Source organism: Anaerococcus vaginalis ATCC 51170 (genome assembly GCF_000163295.1).
Taxonomy (GTDB): Bacteria; Bacillota; Clostridia; order Tissierellales; family Peptoniphilaceae; genus Anaerococcus; species Anaerococcus vaginalis.
This window is the reverse complement of the sequence record NZ_GG700527.1, coordinates 781,416-798,551: the sequence shown is the minus strand read 5'-3', so window position 1 is coordinate 798,551 and position 17,136 is coordinate 781,416. Positions and strand designations below refer to the sequence as shown.

22 protein-coding genes are annotated in these 17,136 nt (G+C 26.5%); 1 reads left to right on the top strand and 21 read right to left on the bottom strand.

Annotated elements, in window-relative coordinates:
* Positions 1 to 6 precede the first annotated feature (6 nt).
* From alaS to HMPREF0078_RS03755, 13 genes are all read right to left on the bottom strand, one after another.
* Entirely contained in the window at positions 7 to 2,619 is a 2,613-nt protein-coding gene (alaS, locus tag HMPREF0078_RS03815; RefSeq protein WP_004838797.1) for an alanine--tRNA ligase, read from the bottom strand.
* Positions 2,620 to 2,632: 13 nt separating this feature from the next.
* Positions 2,633 to 3,037, bottom strand: coding sequence for an RrF2 family transcriptional regulator (locus tag HMPREF0078_RS03810; protein WP_004838796.1), 405 nt, complete (start codon positions 3,035 to 3,037; stop codon positions 2,633 to 2,635).
* A 9-nt stretch (positions 3,038 to 3,046) separates the two neighbouring features.
* Positions 3,047 to 3,685: a DUF655 domain-containing protein gene (locus HMPREF0078_RS03805; protein WP_004838795.1), complete on the bottom strand. Its 639-nt coding sequence runs from the start codon at positions 3,683 to 3,685 to the stop codon at positions 3,047 to 3,049.
* A 24-nt stretch (positions 3,686 to 3,709) separates the two neighbouring features.
* A complete protein-coding gene (gene rsfS / locus HMPREF0078_RS03800) occupies positions 3,710 to 4,021 on the bottom strand; it encodes a ribosome silencing factor (protein WP_004838794.1) in 312 nt (103 codons plus the stop codon).
* Entirely contained in the window at positions 4,014 to 4,574 is a 561-nt protein-coding gene (gene yqeK, locus HMPREF0078_RS03795; protein WP_004838793.1) for a bis(5'-nucleosyl)-tetraphosphatase (symmetrical) YqeK, read from the bottom strand. The genes rsfS and yqeK overlap by 8 nt, the downstream gene beginning before the upstream one ends.
* Entirely contained in the window at positions 4,567 to 5,160 is a 594-nt protein-coding gene (nadD, locus tag HMPREF0078_RS03790) for a nicotinate (nicotinamide) nucleotide adenylyltransferase (protein WP_004838792.1), read from the bottom strand. The genes yqeK and nadD overlap by 8 nt, the downstream gene beginning before the upstream one ends.
* Positions 5,160 to 5,447, bottom strand: coding sequence for a ribosome assembly RNA-binding protein YhbY (yhbY, locus tag HMPREF0078_RS03785; RefSeq protein WP_004838791.1), 288 nt, complete (start codon positions 5,445 to 5,447; stop codon positions 5,160 to 5,162). The genes nadD and yhbY overlap by 1 nt, the downstream gene beginning before the upstream one ends.
* Positions 5,448 to 5,455: 8 nt before the next feature.
* The gene (gene obgE, locus HMPREF0078_RS03780) at positions 5,456 to 6,739 is read right to left on the bottom strand and encodes a GTPase ObgE (RefSeq protein WP_004838790.1); all 1,284 of its coding nucleotides are present in this window, start codon (positions 6,737 to 6,739) and stop codon (positions 5,456 to 5,458) included.
* A gap of 56 nt (positions 6,740 to 6,795) precedes the next feature.
* Entirely contained in the window at positions 6,796 to 7,089 is a 294-nt protein-coding gene (rpmA, locus tag HMPREF0078_RS03775; protein WP_004838789.1) for a 50S ribosomal protein L27, read from the bottom strand.
* A gap of 1 nt (position 7,090) precedes the next feature.
* Entirely contained in the window at positions 7,091 to 7,402 is a 312-nt protein-coding gene (locus HMPREF0078_RS03770; RefSeq protein WP_004838788.1) for a ribosomal-processing cysteine protease Prp, read from the bottom strand.
* On the bottom strand, positions 7,402 to 7,713 hold the full coding sequence (rplU, locus tag HMPREF0078_RS03765; RefSeq protein WP_004838787.1) for a 50S ribosomal protein L21: 312 nt from the start codon (positions 7,711 to 7,713) through the stop codon (positions 7,402 to 7,404). Before rplU ends, HMPREF0078_RS03770 begins: the two co-directional genes overlap by 1 nt.
* A gap of 99 nt (positions 7,714 to 7,812) precedes the next feature.
* Positions 7,813 to 8,979, bottom strand: a complete 1,167-nt coding sequence (gene thiI / locus HMPREF0078_RS03760; RefSeq protein ID WP_004838786.1) for a tRNA uracil 4-sulfurtransferase ThiI — start codon at positions 8,977 to 8,979, stop codon at positions 7,813 to 7,815.
* Positions 8,979 to 10,097, bottom strand: coding sequence for a cysteine desulfurase family protein (locus HMPREF0078_RS03755; protein ID WP_004838785.1), 1,119 nt, complete (start codon positions 10,095 to 10,097; stop codon positions 8,979 to 8,981). Before HMPREF0078_RS03755 ends, thiI begins: the two co-directional genes overlap by 1 nt.
* Positions 10,098 to 10,170: 73 nt before the next feature.
* Between HMPREF0078_RS03755 and HMPREF0078_RS03750 the strand changes: the two genes are divergently transcribed.
* Positions 10,171 to 11,088, top strand: a complete 918-nt coding sequence (locus HMPREF0078_RS03750) for a ribonuclease H-like domain-containing protein (RefSeq protein WP_004838784.1) — start codon at positions 10,171 to 10,173, stop codon at positions 11,086 to 11,088.
* Here HMPREF0078_RS03750 and HMPREF0078_RS03745 read toward each other — a convergent pair.
* Genes HMPREF0078_RS03745 through der form a run of 8 tightly spaced genes read right to left on the bottom strand, consistent with a single transcriptional unit; the run spans position 11,083 to position 17,131 of the window.
* Complete coding sequence (locus HMPREF0078_RS03745; protein WP_039920495.1) at positions 11,083 to 11,766, bottom strand: uracil-DNA glycosylase; 684 nt, start codon at positions 11,764 to 11,766, stop codon at positions 11,083 to 11,085. The two genes, HMPREF0078_RS03750 and HMPREF0078_RS03745, sit on opposite strands and share 6 nt — an antisense overlap.
* The gene (gene lspA / locus HMPREF0078_RS03740) at positions 11,744 to 12,211 is read right to left on the bottom strand and encodes a signal peptidase II (RefSeq protein WP_004838782.1); all 468 of its coding nucleotides are present in this window, start codon (positions 12,209 to 12,211) and stop codon (positions 11,744 to 11,746) included. Before lspA ends, HMPREF0078_RS03745 begins: the two co-directional genes overlap by 23 nt.
* Positions 12,208 to 12,975, bottom strand: coding sequence for a YlmH/Sll1252 family protein (locus HMPREF0078_RS03735; protein ID WP_004838781.1), 768 nt, complete (start codon positions 12,973 to 12,975; stop codon positions 12,208 to 12,210). Before HMPREF0078_RS03735 ends, lspA begins: the two co-directional genes overlap by 4 nt.
* A 22-nt stretch (positions 12,976 to 12,997) precedes the next feature.
* Positions 12,998 to 13,573 (bottom strand): cell division protein SepF, encoded by a 576-nt coding sequence (locus tag HMPREF0078_RS03730; RefSeq protein WP_039920492.1) that lies wholly within the window; start codon positions 13,571 to 13,573, stop codon positions 12,998 to 13,000.
* Positions 13,563 to 14,237: a YggS family pyridoxal phosphate-dependent enzyme gene (locus HMPREF0078_RS03725; protein ID WP_004838779.1), complete on the bottom strand. Its 675-nt coding sequence runs from the start codon at positions 14,235 to 14,237 to the stop codon at positions 13,563 to 13,565. Before HMPREF0078_RS03725 ends, HMPREF0078_RS03730 begins: the two co-directional genes overlap by 11 nt.
* A 12-nt stretch (positions 14,238 to 14,249) precedes the next feature.
* Positions 14,250 to 15,230, bottom strand: coding sequence for an NAD(P)H-dependent glycerol-3-phosphate dehydrogenase (locus HMPREF0078_RS03720; RefSeq protein ID WP_004838778.1), 981 nt, complete (start codon positions 15,228 to 15,230; stop codon positions 14,250 to 14,252).
* Positions 15,231 to 15,239: 9 nt separating this feature from the next.
* The gene (gene plsY, locus HMPREF0078_RS03715; protein ID WP_004838777.1) at positions 15,240 to 15,818 is read right to left on the bottom strand and encodes a glycerol-3-phosphate 1-O-acyltransferase PlsY; all 579 of its coding nucleotides are present in this window, start codon (positions 15,816 to 15,818) and stop codon (positions 15,240 to 15,242) included.
* A complete protein-coding gene (gene der, locus HMPREF0078_RS03710; RefSeq protein ID WP_039920490.1) occupies positions 15,815 to 17,131 on the bottom strand; it encodes a ribosome biogenesis GTPase Der in 1,317 nt (438 codons plus the stop codon). Before der ends, plsY begins: the two co-directional genes overlap by 4 nt.
* Between the last annotated feature and the right edge of the window lie 5 nt (positions 17,132 to 17,136).

Genomic DNA, 17,136 nt, shown 5'->3' with positions numbered 1-17,136 from the left:
TTCTCCTTATATTAAATCATAAACTTTTTCTAAAGCTTCATCTAGTTTAGAAATATCTTTACCTCCAGCTTGAGCGAAATTTTTCTTTCCTCCACCGTTTCCACCTGTTATTTTACTAACTTCTTTGACAATTTTTCCTGCATTGTATTTATCTGTTAATGAATCAGAAACAGATGCTGTAAAGATTATTTTATTATCTTTTACAGTAGCAAATACAATTATTAAATCTTTGTATTTATCTTTTATTCTGTTTTCAAAATTTCTCAATGTATCAAGATCTTCATTATCAAATTTGTGAACTAAAAGATTTATACCATTAATATCCTTAACTTCACTTTCCATATCTTTATAAATATCTTTTTCGTTGAATTCTTTTAGCTTTTGAATGTCATCTTTGAGCTGTTTTATTTCTTCATTTAAAGATTTAGCTCTTGACAATATATTTTTAGGGTTTGTTTTTAATTCATCAGAAATTGAGTTAATTAATTCTATATTATTATTTAAATATTCATAAACTTTTTTTCCTGTTATAGCTTCAATTCTTCTTATGCCTGAAGCTGCAGATGATTCTTGAATTATTTTAAACATTAAAATCTCAGATGAATTATTTACATGACATCCACCACATAATTCTTTTGAATAATCAGAAACTGAAACAACTCTAACCATATCTTTATATTTATCTTCAAATAAACCTATAGCTCCAAGTTTTTCTGATTCTTTATAAGACATAATTTCTTTTTTTACAGGCAATTGTTCTCTAATTTTTTCATTTACTTCATCTTCTATTTTCTTGATTTCATCCTTAGTTAAAGCATTTGGATAAGTAAAATCAAATCTTAATTTATATTCATCTACTAATGATCCAGCTTGTTTAACTTCGTCACTTAATAAATTTCTCAAAGCTTGATCTAGTAAATGTGTTGCAGTGTGGTTTCTTGTTATATCTAATCTTCTTTGTTTATTAACTTTAAATAATGCATTACAAGATTCTAACTTACCTTCTTCAACTTCAACATAATGAAGTATAACATCTTTTTTCTTTTGTACATTATAAACTCTTGCTTTTGCATCATCTGTGATAATAAATCCTGTATCAGCTACTTGTCCGCCACCTTCTGCATAAAAAGAAGTCTTATCACTTACAATTATACCCTTATGACCTTTTTTTATAAAGTTTACTTTTTCTTTACTATCAAATAAACCAATAATGTTTGAATTTATTTCAAAATTTTCATAACCTACAAAATCTGTTTGTTTAAATTCATCTACATTTATCGATTCAAGAGACCAACCTGCATCAGATTTTCTTGCATTTCTTGCAAGATTTCTTTGATTTTCCATATATTCATCAAATTCTTTTGTATCAACTTTTAAATCATTTTCGTCAAGAATTTCTTTTGTTAAATCCAAAGGAAAACCGTAAGTATCGTACAACTTAAATGCATCTTTACCTTTAAGTATATCTTTATTATTTTCTTTTAATTCTTTAATATAAGAATTTAAAATATCCAGACCACTATCAATTGTTTTTTGGAAATTTTCTTCTTCTTTTTCTATAATGTTAATTATTTTTTCTCTATTGTTTGTAAGCTCATCATACTCAACTTTATAAGAATCAATAACGCAATCAACAATAGAAGATAAAAATTCTCCTTCAATTCCTAATAGTTTTCCATGTCTAAATGCTCTTCTTATTAGCCTTCTTAAAACATACCCTCTTTTTTCATTTGAAGGTTGAATACCGTCTGATACCATAAAAGTCATAGCTTTAGCGTGATCTGCAATAACTCTTATAGAAATATCATCTTTTTTATTTTCCTTGTATTTTTTATTTGATAATTCTTCAATTTCTTTGATAATATTTTGGTTTACATCAACTTCGAAAATATTGTCTTTATTTTGAAGAACCATCGCCATTCTTTCAAGTCCCATTCCTGTATCAATATTTGGATGAGCTAATGGTATATATTCCTTATTTGCGTTTTTATTAAATTGAGTGAAAACTAAGTTCCAAACTTCCATAAACCTATCTGAATCATCATTTCCTGGTTTATTATCATTTTCATCAACAGCTTTTTCTATACCTCTGTCAACAAAAATTTCTGAATCTGGGCCACATGGACCTACTTCTAGTTCCCAAAAATTATCTTCTTTTCCAAATCTTAAAATTCTATCTTTGGCAATTCCTATTTCATCATGCCAAATATCAAATGCTTCATCATCATTTTCATAAACTGAAACCCACAAAAGATTTTTATCAATTTCAAGATTAACTGTTAAAAATTCGTATGCCCAATGTATAGCTTCTCTCTTAAAATAATCTCCAAAAGAAAAATTACCAAGCATTTCGAAAAAAGTTCCATGCCTTTCAGTTATTCCAACTCTTTCAATATCTCCAGTCCTTATACATCTTTGTGAAGATGTAGCTCTGTTATTTTTCATTTTCTTTTCGCCAGTAAAATATTTTTTTAATGGTGCCATACCAGCATTGATTAAAAGTAATGATTCATCATCTTCTGGTATCAAAGAAAAAGATTTTAATACTGTATGATTTTTTTTAGAGCCAAAAAAATTCAAATATTCTTTTCTAAGTTCGTTCATTCCTAGTTTTCTCATAATTTTCTCCTATTTATAGTTTTTCATTAACCATATCTTTTATAGTTATTGAATTAACTGCCTTGTTGATAGCATCATCAATTTTTGCAAAAACATAATAAGCTTCACATTCCGAATTATTACAGTTATTTCTATCAGCTACGCATTCACTTGAGGTCATTTCGCCTTCCAATACTCTCAAAACATCTCCAACTGTAATTTCACTTGAATTTCTAGAAAGTTTGTAACCTCCCTTAGCACCTCTTGCTGATATTACTAAATTATTTCTTTTGAGTATTCTTATTAATTGTTCTAAGTAATTTTCTGGCAACTTTAAGGCATTAGAAATATCAGAAACTGAAATATATCCATTATCTTCATTTTCTGCTAAATAATGTATAGCTCTAAGTCCATACCTACCTCTAGTTGATAATTTCATATTTACTCCTCAATCTATCACTATCATATCTTTCATCGCTTCAAAATACTTATCCCCAATGCCAGATACATTTTTAATATCTTCAATCTTATTAAATTTATTTTTTTCTCTATATTCGATAATAGCTTGCGCTCTTTTTTCTCCAATATTTGGCAAAGTCATCAACTGAGCCTTATCAGCTTTGTTAATATTAACTTTTTTATCGTCAATTTTTTCTACGGGACTAATAAGTTGATTTGTAGAAACTTCCACATCATTATTTTTGTCATTGATGTTTGGAATTATTATTCTCATTTGGTCTTCAAGCTTTAATGCCAAATTTATTTTATCAATATCAGCGTTTTCAGTAAGCCCTCCCGCATCATTTACTAAATCCTCTAATCTATAATCTTCATTTACTTGATAAACTCCAGGCTTATTAATTTCACCACTAATATGTACTTTTTTAATAGAATTTTTAGATTCAGAATTTAGTTTATTATCATCAGTATTTTTCATATCTTCATTTGATTTCATTTCAATTGATGAGCTATGTTTTTCAAATACAAGCTCATCAGTATTTTTACTTGAAACAAAATTTCGAGATATAACAATAACAATTCCAATTATCAAAGCAATGATAATCTTATCTTTTTTATCAGTTTCCATAAAATACCTCTATTAAACGATAATTTATGACTCCCATAAATCTTCTATATTATAAAATTCTCTTTGATTTGATGAAAATATATGAACTATCACTTCTCCACAGTCCATTAATATCCATTTTCCTTCTCTCAATCCTTCGATAGATAAAACATCAAATCCTTCTTTTTTAAGATTTTCCTCAATATATTCTATTAAAGCTTTATTTTGATTAATTGAATTTCCAGTAGCAAGTACAAAATAATCTGCTATTGAAGATTTATTTTCAAGATCAATAACTTTAATATCATAAGCTTGTTTATCTTCTAATGTTTTTACTATAATATCTAATTTACCCATTTTTCTCCCTTAATAAATAATTTCTTGCTTTTATAGTCAAAGGAAATATTACCATCTTCCTATCAACCAATGACTTTATAGTTCCATCTAAGCTAAATAAAACAGCATCATCTAAATTTTTAAAGGCTAACTCTCTTAACTTATCTACACCTTCATAATTTCTATTTTCTTCACAAGCATCTGCAAGAAATATTATTTTTTCAAAATCAGTCATGTTTTCTCTTCCAGTTGTATGATATTTAATTGCATTTAAAATTTCTTCATCATCTACTCCATATTCATATTTAGCAACAATAGGTCCTAAAAATGAATGTAAAATTGCTTTATTGCTAATAATTTCATTTGAAAAATCACAATATTTCTTATACTTATCTAAATAATATTTTTCATTATATTTTGCACAATCGTGTAATAAAGCTGCTGTTTTTATTTTCTCAATATCTATATTTTTATTGATTTTTAAAGCCATATCCTTAACTCTGATTACATGATTAAATCTTTTTTCTCCAATATCATTTTTAAGCTTATCTTTATATTTAGAAAAATCAAACATACAATTTCTCCTCTTTAATAATATTTATAACTTCATCGTTTACCAAATATCTGATACTTTTATTTTCTTTTACTAAATTTCTTATTAAAGTTGATGAAATATCTAAAGCTATATTATCAATTAGGTATATATTTTTATTATACTTTCTTACTTGATTTATTTTAGATATAAGAGAAAAATTTTTGTTGCTATATCTTTTAAAAATAATCAAATTTTCTTTTAATATTTCTTTGTAATTTTTCCATTTTTCAATATCAAGAAATGAATCTTCGCCCATTATAAAGAAAATTTCATCATCGGGATAAGATTTTTTAAAATAATTAATCGTATCAAAGGTATAGTGAATTTCATTATCTCTATAATCATAATCATTAATTTCAAGTTTTGGATTGTCTTTTATTGCTTCATTTACCATTTTTAGCCTTAAATTTAAGGCTGTTTTTTTATTTTCTAATTTGTGTGGTGGATTTGAATTTGGAAGAACATATATTTTATCCAAATCCAAATTATTAATCACATTTTCCATCAATATCATATGCCCAATATGAATTGGGTCAAATGTACCACCAAATAGACCAATTTTCATTATAAATCTATCTTTTTATTTTTCTTGCTTTCTCTATATATGGTAAAAATATTACCTAAATGAGAAACAAATTCACAATTTAATTTTTCAATAACTTCATCAACAATTTCATCGTTATCGTCTAAGTTATTATTTAGTATTTTTATTTTTATAAGCTCTCTTTTTTCTAAAGCCTCATCAATTGATGTGATTACTTCATCAGTTAATGAATTTTTTCCAATATTAACTATTGGCTTTAAATCATGAGCTAAAGATTTTAAATATGATCTTTGTTTTCCTGAAATCATTTTATCTCCTATTCATAATAATCAAAAACTATATCTCCTATAGCAACAGAATCTCCTTCTTGGATTCCCATTTCTACAAACTTTTCAAAAACGCCCATTTCTCTCAGATTTTTTTCAAAATACATACGACTATCATAATCATCTAAATTAACTTTTTCCAAAAGCTTATCGATTCTATATCCATTGCAAACATAAATCCCATCTTCTATTTCAAAGTTTAATTCATCACTTGCAATTGACTTATCATAAAATTCTTCAAGATAAGCTTCATCAACTTTTTCATCAAGATCGTATTGTTCATCTTCAAAATTATATAAAACTCTTGAAACTTCATCAATCAAATCTTTTATTCCATTTGTCGTAGCAGCTGAAATTTTAAAAATTTTATATTTATCTGAGTATTTTTCTTCAAACTTTTTATAATTTCCATTAAAATCTAAGTCTGATTTATTAAGAGCAACTATTTGATATTTGTTATAAAGATTTTCATCAAATAATTTTAATTCATTATTTATAAGCTCAAAATCTTCAATAGGATCACGTCCTTCAAAACCTGAAATATCTACTAAATGAACAAGAATTTTACATCTTTGAACATGTTTTAGAAAATCATGACCAAGACCTAAACCTTCATTGGCCCCTTCTATTAGTCCTGGAATATCAGCGACTATAAAAGATCTTTCTTTATCAATTTTAACTACTCCTAGATTTGGATCAAGAGTTGTAAAATGGTAATTTGCAATTTTTGGTTTTGCTTTAGAAATTACAGAAATCAAGGTTGATTTTCCTACATTTGGAAGTCCAACCAAACCAACATCAGCCAGAATTTTAAGCTCAAGGCTTATAATTATTTTTTGACCTTCTTTTCCTTTTTGAGCGAAACGTGGAGCTTGCCTTGTGGAAGATTTGTAATGAACATTTCCTTTTCCACCTTTGCCACCTTTTGCTATTAGAAATTCTTCTCCATTTTTTTTCAAATCTTTTATAATTTTTCCGCTTGTACTTTCTCTAACAATTGTTCCAACTGGTACATATAAATAAAGATCTTCTCCTTTTTTTCCAAATCTTTTTTTACCCATACCGTCTTCGCCATTTGTTGCTTTATATTTTGTTTTATATCTATATTCTTCAAGGGTTGAAAGGGAATTTGTAGCTTTTATATAAATGCTTGCTCCATCTCCTCCATCTCCACCTGCAGGGCCTCCTGTAGGTTCATATTTTTCTCTTCTGAAGGCAACAGCTCCATCTCCACCTTTTCCCGCTTGAAGTTCGATTTTTGCATAATCAATCATTGGTGTAAATTTCCTTTTTACAAAAAAAGCTTGCCCGTGGGCAAGCTAGTTCTCTATTAAGCAATGTCTTGCTTTGGATATACAGAAACTTGTTTTCTATTTTTTCCTTTTCTTTCAAATTTAACTACTCCTTGGCATACAGCAAAAAGTGTGTCATCTCCACCTTTTTTTACATTTTCGCCAGGGTGAATTTTTGTTCCTCTTTGTCTAACGATAATTGTTCCAGCATTTACTGTTTGTCCATCAGCTCTTTTAACGCCAAGTCTTTTTGCATTAGAATCTCTACCGTTTTTAGAAGAAGAAACTCCTTTTTTACTAGAAAATCTTTGTAAGTTTATGTTTAAAAACATCCTAAACCTCCCTATAATTTAAATTAACATATTCATTATAATTTGTGAGTAAAGTTTTAATACCAATTTCAAAATTATTTAAAATAATTTCAGATTTTTCATTTGAATTTTTTAGCGAAACTTTCATTTCGTTTTCATCATCAAAAAAATCAAAATCTATTTCATAATAATCTAGGGTATTTACCGCTGTGTATGATAAAATAGACACTGCAGCACAAACTATATCATATCCGTGTTGATCAAAATTTGCATGACCTTTTATTGCAAATCCTAATCTTTTTTCCTTTTTTATTAATAAAGTAACATCAATCATTAACAAGAAATATTGTTAATTTCAACTAAAGTATATGGTTGTCTATGACCTTTTTTAGTTTTTGATGCTTTTTTAGGTCTATATTTAAACACAACTATTTTTTTGTCTTTAGCTTGATCTTTTACAGTAGCTTCAACTTTTGCATTTTCAACTATTGGAGTTCCAACTTTTAAATCACTATCGCTTTTTACTAATAGTACATCTTCAAAGCTTACACTATCTCCTATTTCTGCATTAAGTTTTTCAACTCTAACTAGATCGCCTTCTGATACTTTATATTGTTTTCCACCTGTCTTAATTATAGCGTACATAGTACACCTCCTATTTAGATTCTCGCCAGTCAAGGTGATCAGTACCCATACTGAGCGGTTTACCTTAATATATTACCAATAAATACAAGTTTTGTCAACTTATATATCAAATATTTCCATATTTTCAATCGCCTTATTTTCTAGATTTTCAATATCTAAATTGCTTTCACTTTCTTTTATATATTTTAATTTTGGTTTTGTAATTGGATTTGATGGTGCAAAAATTGAGCAACAATCATCATAAGGTTCAATACTTTTTTCATAAGAACCAATGAATAGTGCCCTATCAATAATTTCTGTTTTATCAAGCGCAATTAGTGGTTTAAAAATTGGAAGTTTTGTTGCATCTTCTATTACAGTCATAGACTCAACCGTTTGACTTGCAACTTGACCTAAACTTTCTCCTGTAATTAAAGCATCATAACTATTTTTTTCTGAAATTTTTTCAGCTATTCTCATCATAAATCTTCTCGATAAAATTGTTGTTTGATTTCTATGACAATTTTTATTTATTGCCTTATAAATTTCTGCCATATTTACAGAATATATTCTCATTTTCCCAGTATATTGGGATAATATTTTTCCTAAATCTATAGCTTTTTGCAAGGCTCTTTTTGATGTAAATGGATAAGAATGAAAATGAAGACAATTAATTCTCATTCCTCTTTTTGCCATCATAAAACCTGCAACGGGCGAATCAATTCCTCCTGATAATAACAAAAGTCCATTTCCACTTGAGCCTAGTGGAAGTCCTCCCATTCCTTCGTGTCTATTTGCATAAACATAGGCGTATTTTTTTATATCTATAAAAACTTTAAAATCTGGATTATGAACGTCAACTTTTAAATTATTTTTTTTGGCATAATTTTTTAAGATAAATCCACCCATCATTTGTGAAAATTCTGGAGATTTAATTTCAAATGTTTTATCAACTCTATTTGTTGTGACTTTAAAAGTTTTATTTTTTATATCCATATTATCTAAAATTTCTTTTAGACCATTTTCTATAGATTCTTTATTTTTGTCGCATCTTTTAATTTCTGAAATATAAATTATTCCAAAAACTTTTTTTATTTCTCTAATAAGATCATCAAAATCATTTTTATCGGCTTTTATATATAATTTTGAGCTTTCAAGATACATATCTTCATAGCCAATGTCTTTTATATTTCTTTTTATATTATCGATTGCAGCTTTGAAAAACTTATTTCTATTTTTCCCTTTTAAAAACAATTCCCCAAAGCTTACTGATAGTAAATCTTCCATTAAAACACCTTTCTTATTTCTTCTACATAAGTATATAATTTACTAGCTACAAAATCCAAATCTTCCATGGAAATATCATTTGAAAAAGAAAATCTAATAGCTCCATCCATATATTTTTCATTTAAATTAAGCGCTGAAAGTATCCTGCTATTATTTCCTTTTGAGCAAGCTGAACCGCTTGATACAAAAATTTCATCTGATTCTAGCATGTGAAGTAAAACTTCTGATTTTATTTTACCAAAAGATATATTTAAAATATAAGGGCTTGAATTTTCTAATGGAGAATTTACGTGAATATCAGAAAATTTATCCAAAATTTTATTTCTTAAATAAATATTTAAATTTTTAACATAAGAAAAATCTTCTTTTTCTTTTGATAATTCTAACGCCTTAGCAAAGCTGTAAATTGCAGGAGCATTGGTTGTTCCTGAAGAAAATATTTCTTGCCTTCCCCCATACATTAAGGGTTTAATTTTATTTTTAAAGGAATTTTTAATATATAAACCACCAATTCCTTTTGGTCCATGAACTTTATGTGATGAAAAGCTCATAGCATCAACTCCTAATTTTTTAACATCACATGAAATTTTACCTAATGCTTGAGTTGCATCTATATGAAATAAAATATCCTTATTTTTTTTCTTAATGATATCAGAAATTTTTCTTATATCTTGAATACTTCCTATTTCATTTTGAACGTAAATTATTGATACTAATTTTGTTTTTTCATCAATAGCTTTTTCTAATTTATCAATATCAACAAATCCAAATTCATCATTTGAAATAAGTTTTACTTCCTTATAAATTGAATTATCAAAAGCATCAATAACAGACGAATGTTCTAATTTTGTAGTTATCGCCTTATTATTTTCGCTTGCTAATGAATTTATTACTATATTATTGGATTCTGTTGCTCCCTTTGTAAAATAAATTTCACTTTCATTTGCATTTATGTAAGAGGAAATAATTTCTCTAGCCTCTTTTACTTTATTTTCCACATCCATACCAAAACTATGTAAGGCAGATGGATTTGCAAAAAAATTTTTTTCAAAATCTTTTTCTATATCAATAACTTCATCATACATTTTTGTTGTAGCAGCATTATCTAAATATATCATTTTATCACATCCTTTAACTTATTTATTATATTATTATAAAGAAAATAAATCAAATATAAGGTATAGTATAAGTATGTTATGTGTTAGATACCCTTTTTATGGGAAAAATTTAAAAAAAGATGAATGTATTTTAGATATTGAAACTACAGGACTTGACCCAAAAATAGATAAGCTTGTAGTTTTAGGACTAATCTATTTTGATTATAAAAAAAATAAATTTTATATAGACCAATATTTTTCAAAAAATGATAAAGAAGAAGTAAAATTATTAAAAATTTATAAAGAAAAAATTCAAAACAAAAAATTAATAACCTATAATGGAGATATTTTTGATCTACCTTTTTTAAATATTAGATTAATAGAAAATAAAGAAGAACCAATCTGGCAAATTAATTTGGACCTTTATAAAATTATAAAGAATAAAAGAAAATTAATAGAATTTGATTCTATGAAACTTACAAATATAGAAAAAATTGTTGGAATAGAAAGAAATGACCCATCTAGATACAAGGTTATTAGTAAATTAAGTGATGATATTAAAAACAGGAACAATCCATGGCCTATATTAATTCATAATAAAAATGACCTAATAGCAACAGAAGCTATTGCTAATATAGAAGAAATTATTAATAATGAACTTTCATTTGAAATAAATAATTACAAAATTCACTTAGACAGTGCTTATATTGATAAGGATATTGCCTATATAAATTTTTTTTCAAACAAAATTTTAAAAAAATCATATTTTCGTGGAGAAAACTATTCATTAAATATTAGCAACTATTCTATTGAATTAAAAATTATAGTTTTGTATGGGAAGTTATCAAAAAATTCATCGGGTTTTGTAACAGTTAATAATTTTAATATCGAAAATAAAGGAAAGTATAAAATAAATAAAAATTTAATATCCATAATGGAAGATAAGATTTTTTCTTGTGAAAACATCTTAAATATTATGAAATTTTTAATTGAAAAAAACCTAGATTTATAAGTCTAGGTTTTCTATTTGCCAATCAATTGGACTCATATTATTTTTTATTAAAAATTTATTAGTTTTTGAAAATGGTTTTGAACCAAAAAATCCTCTATGAGCTGCAAAAGGAGATGGGTGAGCACTTTTTAAAATTAAATGCCTATTATTTGTTATTAGCTCTTCTTTAGATTGAGCAAACTTTCCCCAAAGAATAAATACAAGAGGTGTTTCTCTTTCATTTAATAATTTTATTATATTATCAGTTAAAATTGTCCACCCTATGTCCTTGTGAGAATTTGCTTGATGAGCTCTAACTGTTAATGTAGAATTTAATAACAAAACTCCTTGATTAGCCCATTTAATTAAATTTCCATTATCAGGTATATATAAGCCTAAATCATCTTGTAATTCTTTGTAAATATTCAACAATGATGGAGGTGTTTTTATACCTTTTTGAACAGAAAAAGAAAAGCCGTGGGCTTGCCCCACACCATGGTAAGGATCTTGCCCTAATATTACAACTTTTGTATCTTCATAAGAAACTTTTTTTAGTGCATTAAAAATATCATACATATTTGGATAAATTGTATAATTTTTATATTCATTAATAAGATTTTTTCTTAATCTAATATAATAATCTTTTTTCCATTCATCTTTTAAAATCTCATCCCAATCATTTCCTATTTGAACTGACATTTTCTTCTCCATCCATTTTTCCGAAAATTATAAAAATAATCAACAAAACCGATCCAGTTGTAACTAAAATATCTGCTACATTAAAAACTGGAAAATCAAAAAAAGAAAATTCTATAAAATCTACAACAAATCCATGAAATAATCTGTCATAAAAATTACCTAAAGCTCCAGAAACAATTAATGATAATGAAATGTTTAATAATTTTGGATTGCTTTTTATGTTTCTAATGAAATAATACAATAAATAAATAACAACAACTAAAGTCAATATAAGAAAAAATATTCTCTTATTTTGCAATATTCCAAAAGCCGCCCCCCTGTTTTCTACATAAAGAAAATTAATAAAATTTGTAAAAACTGGATTTTCAATAAAATGTGATATTGCATAAGCTTTTGTAAACCTATCTAGTATTATTCCAATAATTATTAAAATTGTGTAAATCATTTGTACTTCCTATATTTTATGTGATAATTATCTTTTTTACTCTTTCCTATTACCTTATCAAAAATAAATCTGCCTTCTTTTCTAATCGATATTAAAGAATTCTCATCAATAATTTTTGAAGGATTATCAATAATTTGATAATTAACCTTCACTAACCTTCTTTGAATTAAAATTTTTGCCTTTGACCTTGAAAGATTTATAAATTCACTAACAATATTATCAAGTCTAAGCGAAGAAACAAATCCTCTATTTTCTATATAATCAATTTTTGGCAAATTTAAAATATTATCTTTTTTAAAATCAATATTTACTCTTTCATTTTTTATTTTACTTAGGTTAAATTTAACAAAATCCTTATCCTTATTTAAAACCACAAATTCGCAAATATCATCTCCAACATAAATATCCCCAATATCATTTCTTTCAAGACCTAAATTTAAAAGAGCTCCAAGGACATCTGGATGTTTTATATTATTTTTTTTAAATTTTAATACACTTATGTAGTCTCTAGTATTAATTTCATTTGAATAAGGATTTGCAACAAATATTTGTCTTTCGCTAGATTCATTGCATGACAAAAAAACTATCTCTATATTATTAATTTTTGCTATATCATTTAATACAGAAATCTCAAATGGATTTAAGAAAAAACTTGAAACTTCCTTTCTAGTATAAAATGATTTTTCTAATAAAGAGATAGCTTTTTTTATATTTGCTTTGACAGATTTATCTTCAACAAAATCAATATTATATTCTAATTTCATAAAAGATTTATTAAATTACAAATTATAATTGATTGTAATTTCCGCTAGAAATTTGATCTTCTACATAATTATCAATATCTACGCCCTTTGGACAAATTACAAAAATTCCTTTAGAAACTTTTTCTACTGTTCCTTCAAGAGCATAAACAGCACCAGATACAAAATCTAAAATTTGTCTTTTCTTGTCAACTTCTAGCATTTCAAGATTTAATACTACAACTTTTTTATCTAAAATATCATCAACAATTTTTGGACCATCTTCATCGTAGCTTAATGGTTCCTGAATAGAAATTCTAAAAGAATTTGATGTGCTTTTTCCGAAGCTTCTATTATTACTATTCATACTAACTATATTGTCTCCTCCTCTAATTTTTCTAGCTTTGTTATTAGAAGAATAATCATTTGAAAATGATGAATAGGAGCTTGTCTTAGCGTTATCTGAGCTCATTGTACTACTAAAATCATAAGTTGAGCTAGGGCTATAAGTTTTTTCAGTTTTTTCGCTAGTTTTTTCTACTTCTTCCTCTTCATCAACTTCCTCATCATATTCATCGTAATCATCGTCAATTCCTATAAATTCTTTAAATTTATCTAACATTTTTATACATCCTTTTACCAAATATTTTTGATCCAACTCTAATTATATTAGCCCCTTCTTCAAGAGCTATTTTATAATCATGAGTCATTCCCATAGAAAGATATTTCATTTCAATATTATTATAACTTAAATTGGATAATTTTTCGAATATTTTTTTAAGTTCCCTAAAGCAATTTCTAATAAGATTTTCATCTTCTGTATTAGGAGCCATAGTCATTAAACCTTTTATGTTAATATTATCTAATTTTGAAGCCTCTTCAATCACTTTATCAATCTCATCAACAAAAAAACCTGACTTTGTTTCTTCTTTTGATATATTTACTTGTATCAAACAATCTTGAACAATTGATAAAGATTTTGCACGGCTATTAATCTTTTTTAAAATTTTTAAAGAATCAACAGAATGAATTAAAGAAACCTCTCCTACAATTTTATTAACCTTATTAGTTTGTAAATGACCTATCAAATGCCAATTAATATCTTCTGGCATTTTTTCTTTTTTTTCTATTAATTCTTGAACTTTATTTTCTCCAAAATCCCTTAAACCGTAATTGTAAACTTCCATAATTTTATCTATTCCATGAGTTTTTGTTACAGCCAAAAGATTAGCATCATAATTTTCTAAGTCTTTTTTTAAATCATCAATATTATCTTTTATACTCATAACACATCCAATCTAATATTCACTTTTCTTATCTCTATTCATCAAAACTTCTACAGAATCTTTTGGATTTTTATTTTCAAAAATCACCTTATAAATTTCGTTTGTAATAGGTAGCTCTATATTTTCTTTTTTAGATAGATTATAAAGAGCCTTTGTAGTTGGTATTCCCTCAACAACTGTTTTAACTTCCTTACAAGCATCATCTAATGAATAGCCTTTTCCAAATAATATTCCACACCTATTATTTCTTGAATGCATACTTGTAGCAGTAACAATCAAATCTCCTATTCCACAAAGTCCATTTATTGTTTTTCTATCTGCTCCTTGGCTTATGGCAAATTTATTCATTTCATAGATTCCTCTAGTCATAATCGCAGCCTTGGTATTATCTCCAAATCCTAAACCTGTAACCATTCCTATACCAAAAGCTAGTACATTTTTTATAGCTCCACCAATTTCACATCCTATTACATCAGTTGAAGTATATACTCTTAGATAATATTTTGAAAATATATCTTGTATTTCTTTTGCGATTTTTTCATCTTCACAAGCACAAACCAAAGCTGTAGGCATTTTTCTAATCACTTCTTCAGCATGACTTGGCCCTGACAAAACTGCATAAGTGCAATTTGGATTTAATTCGTAAATTACTTGTGATATTCTTTTTAATGTTTTAATTTCTATTCCTTTGGATAAATTAATCAAAATTTTTCCATCAAGGCCATCTTTTATATTGCTTAATACTTCTCTTGTCTTTTGACTTGGTATAGCATTTATTATAATTTTATTTTCTAATAAGTCTTCTATTTTATTAGTAGCCTTTATATTTTCACTTAATTTTATATCAGCAAAATATTTTTTATTGATATGAAAATTATTTATATTATCTACATCTTCAATATTTCTAGCATACATTAAAACTTCATTGTCTTTTGAAAGGAAATCAGCAATAGCACTTGCCCAACTTCCTGCACCAATAATTGAAATTTTCATAATACTCCTTTAAAACATTTTCTTTTCTTCGTGATTTTTAATTCTAATTATATTTGACCTATGTTCAATTATAATAGTAATTGCAACAAATAATATAATTAGTGTAAAGGCACTTAGACCTTGAAAATAATAAGAAATAAATGGAGCAAGTAAACTTGCACTTAATGATGCTTTTGAAACTGTTCTTGTAAGTAAGAAAACTATTAAAAATAAAATTAATAGACACAAGAATACTCTCAAATCATAAGCAAACAATGCTCCAGCAGATGTTGCTACTCCTTTTCCACCCTTAAATTTTAAAAAAATTGAAAATATATGACCTAAAACCACAAAAATAAGAGCAGTTAATGCGTATTTTTCACCAAGGAAAAACATGGAAAAATAAACTGCTACTAATCCCTTAGCCATATCTAAAAACAAGCAAAAGCAACCTGCAAGAGCTCCAAAATTTCTAAATACATTTGTAGTTCCAGGATTTCCACTTCCCATACTTCTTATATCTTTTTTGAAAAAAACTTTAGCTATTATATAAGAAAAAGGGATAGAACCAATTAAATATGAAAAAAGTGCAACTAAAACAAATTTCATTTTTCTTTCCTTTCTCTAATTTCAAAAGTAAAAGGTACTCCTTGAAGACTATAATTTTGTCTAATTTGATTTTCCAAATATCTTTGATATGAAAAATGCATCAACTCTTTGTCGTTTACATGCAATAAAAACTTTGGTGGAGCTGTTTGAACTTGTGAGATATAAAATATTTTCAATCTTTTTCCCTTATCTTGAGGAGGTGCCGTCATCATTATTGCATCTTGCAAGATAGTATTTAATACTCCAGTTTTTATTCTTGTGTGATAATTGCTATTTACAATTTCAATTAAATTCAAAAGGTCTGTAATTCTTTGTCCTTTTAGAACTGAAATAAAGATAATTGGGGCATATAAAGCAAAAGAAAGTTTATTTCTAATTTCTTTTTCCATATTTTTCATTGTATTTGTTTCTTTTTCTACTTTGTCCCATTTATTAACAGCAATTATAATTGCTTTTTTTTGATTGTGAGCATATCCTGCAATTTTTGTATCTTGCTCAGTTACTCCAACTGTTGCATCTATTAAAAACAAACAAATTTCTGAGCTATCAACAGCATCAAAAGTTCTTTGATTAGCATAATATTCTATATTATCGCTTACTTTATTTTTTCTCCTAAGTCCTGCTGTGTCAATCAAAACATAGTTATTATCTTTATATTGCCAATAAGTATCTATGGCATCTCTTGTAGTTCCCGCAATATCGGTAACAATCATTCTTTCTTCATTCAAAAGATGATTTACAAGAGATGATTTACCAGCATTAGGTTTTCCAATTATTGCAATTCTTGTAGCATCTAAATCCGTATCGAATTTAGAAAAATCTATAAAACTAACAATTTTATCTAACAAATCTCCAAGATTTTTTGAACCTTCTGCAGATGTACTAATCAAATCATCAAAACCAAATTGATAAAAATCATAAATATGATCTGGTATATTTGCTCCATCAATTTTGTTTGCTACAACTATAACTTTTTTATTATATTTTCTAATTTCATCAGCTATTTCATAATCGTGTGGATTTATTCCTTCTCTTCCATCTACAACAAAAAGAATTAAATCACTTTCTAATAAGGCTTTTTCAACTTGAGACTTTATTTCTTGATTCATAAGTTCTTTATTTGAAATGTCAAGTCCACCTGTATCTGCTAGTATAAATTCATGACCTATCCATTCAACTTTGTCATAAACCCTATCTCTAGTGACTCCATTCACATCTTCTGTAATAGCTTTTCTTTTTCCAACTAATTTATTAAATAATGTCGATTTCCCAACATTAGTTCTTCCTACCAGTGTAACTATTGGTGCGTTCATTATAT

Bases quoted from the DNA above. Each gene is read 5' to 3' on its own strand.
- alaS (WP_004838797.1), bottom strand. From the start codon at position 2,619: ATGAGAAAACTAGGAATGAACGAACTTAGAAAAGAATATTTGAATTTT.
- HMPREF0078_RS03810 (WP_004838796.1), bottom strand. From the start codon at position 3,037: ATGAAATTATCAACTAGAGGTAGGTATGGACTTAGAGCTATACATTAT.
- HMPREF0078_RS03805 (WP_004838795.1), bottom strand. From the start codon at position 3,685: ATGGAAACTGATAAAAAAGATAAGATTATCATTGCTTTGATAATTGGA.
- rsfS (WP_004838794.1), bottom strand. From the start codon at position 4,021: ATGGGTAAATTAGATATTATAGTAAAAACATTAGAAGATAAACAAGCT.
- yqeK (WP_004838793.1), bottom strand. From the start codon at position 4,574: ATGTTTGATTTTTCTAAATATAAAGATAAGCTTAAAAATGATATTGGA.
- nadD (WP_004838792.1), bottom strand. From the start codon at position 5,160: ATGAAAATTGGTCTATTTGGTGGTACATTTGACCCAATTCATATTGGG.
- yhbY (WP_004838791.1), bottom strand. From the start codon at position 5,447: ATGATTTCAGGAAAACAAAGATCATATTTAAAATCTTTAGCTCATGAT.
- obgE (WP_004838790.1), bottom strand. From the start codon at position 6,739: ATGATTGATTATGCAAAAATCGAACTTCAAGCGGGAAAAGGTGGAGAT.
- rpmA (WP_004838789.1), bottom strand. From the start codon at position 7,089: ATGTTTTTAAACATAAACTTACAAAGATTTTCTAGTAAAAAAGGAGTT.
- HMPREF0078_RS03770 (WP_004838788.1), bottom strand. From the start codon at position 7,402: ATGATTGATGTTACTTTATTAATAAAAAAGGAAAAAAGATTAGGATTT.
- rplU (WP_004838787.1), bottom strand. From the start codon at position 7,713: ATGTACGCTATAATTAAGACAGGTGGAAAACAATATAAAGTATCAGAA.
- thiI (WP_004838786.1), bottom strand. From the start codon at position 8,979: ATGGAAGATTTACTATCAGTAAGCTTTGGGGAATTGTTTTTAAAAGGG.
- HMPREF0078_RS03755 (WP_004838785.1), bottom strand. From the start codon at position 10,097: ATGATATATTTAGATAATGCTGCTACAACAAAAATGTATGATGAAGTT.
- HMPREF0078_RS03750 (WP_004838784.1), top strand. From the start codon at position 10,171: ATGTTATGTGTTAGATACCCTTTTTATGGGAAAAATTTAAAAAAAGAT.
- HMPREF0078_RS03745 (WP_039920495.1), bottom strand. From the start codon at position 11,766: ATGTCAGTTCAAATAGGAAATGATTGGGATGAGATTTTAAAAGATGAA.
- lspA (WP_004838782.1), bottom strand. From the start codon at position 12,211: ATGATTTACACAATTTTAATAATTATTGGAATAATACTAGATAGGTTT.
- HMPREF0078_RS03735 (WP_004838781.1), bottom strand. From the start codon at position 12,975: ATGAAATTAGAATATAATATTGATTTTGTTGAAGATAAATCTGTCAAA.
- HMPREF0078_RS03730 (WP_039920492.1), bottom strand. From the start codon at position 13,573: ATGTTAGATAAATTTAAAGAATTTATAGGAATTGACGATGATTACGAT.
- HMPREF0078_RS03725 (WP_004838779.1), bottom strand. From the start codon at position 14,237: ATGAGTATAAAAGATAATATTGATGATTTAAAAAAAGACTTAGAAAAT.
- HMPREF0078_RS03720 (WP_004838778.1), bottom strand. From the start codon at position 15,230: ATGAAAATTTCAATTATTGGTGCAGGAAGTTGGGCAAGTGCTATTGCT.
- plsY (WP_004838777.1), bottom strand. From the start codon at position 15,818: ATGAAATTTGTTTTAGTTGCACTTTTTTCATATTTAATTGGTTCTATC.
- der (WP_039920490.1), bottom strand. From the start codon at position 17,131: ATGAACGCACCAATAGTTACACTGGTAGGAAGAACTAATGTTGGGAAA.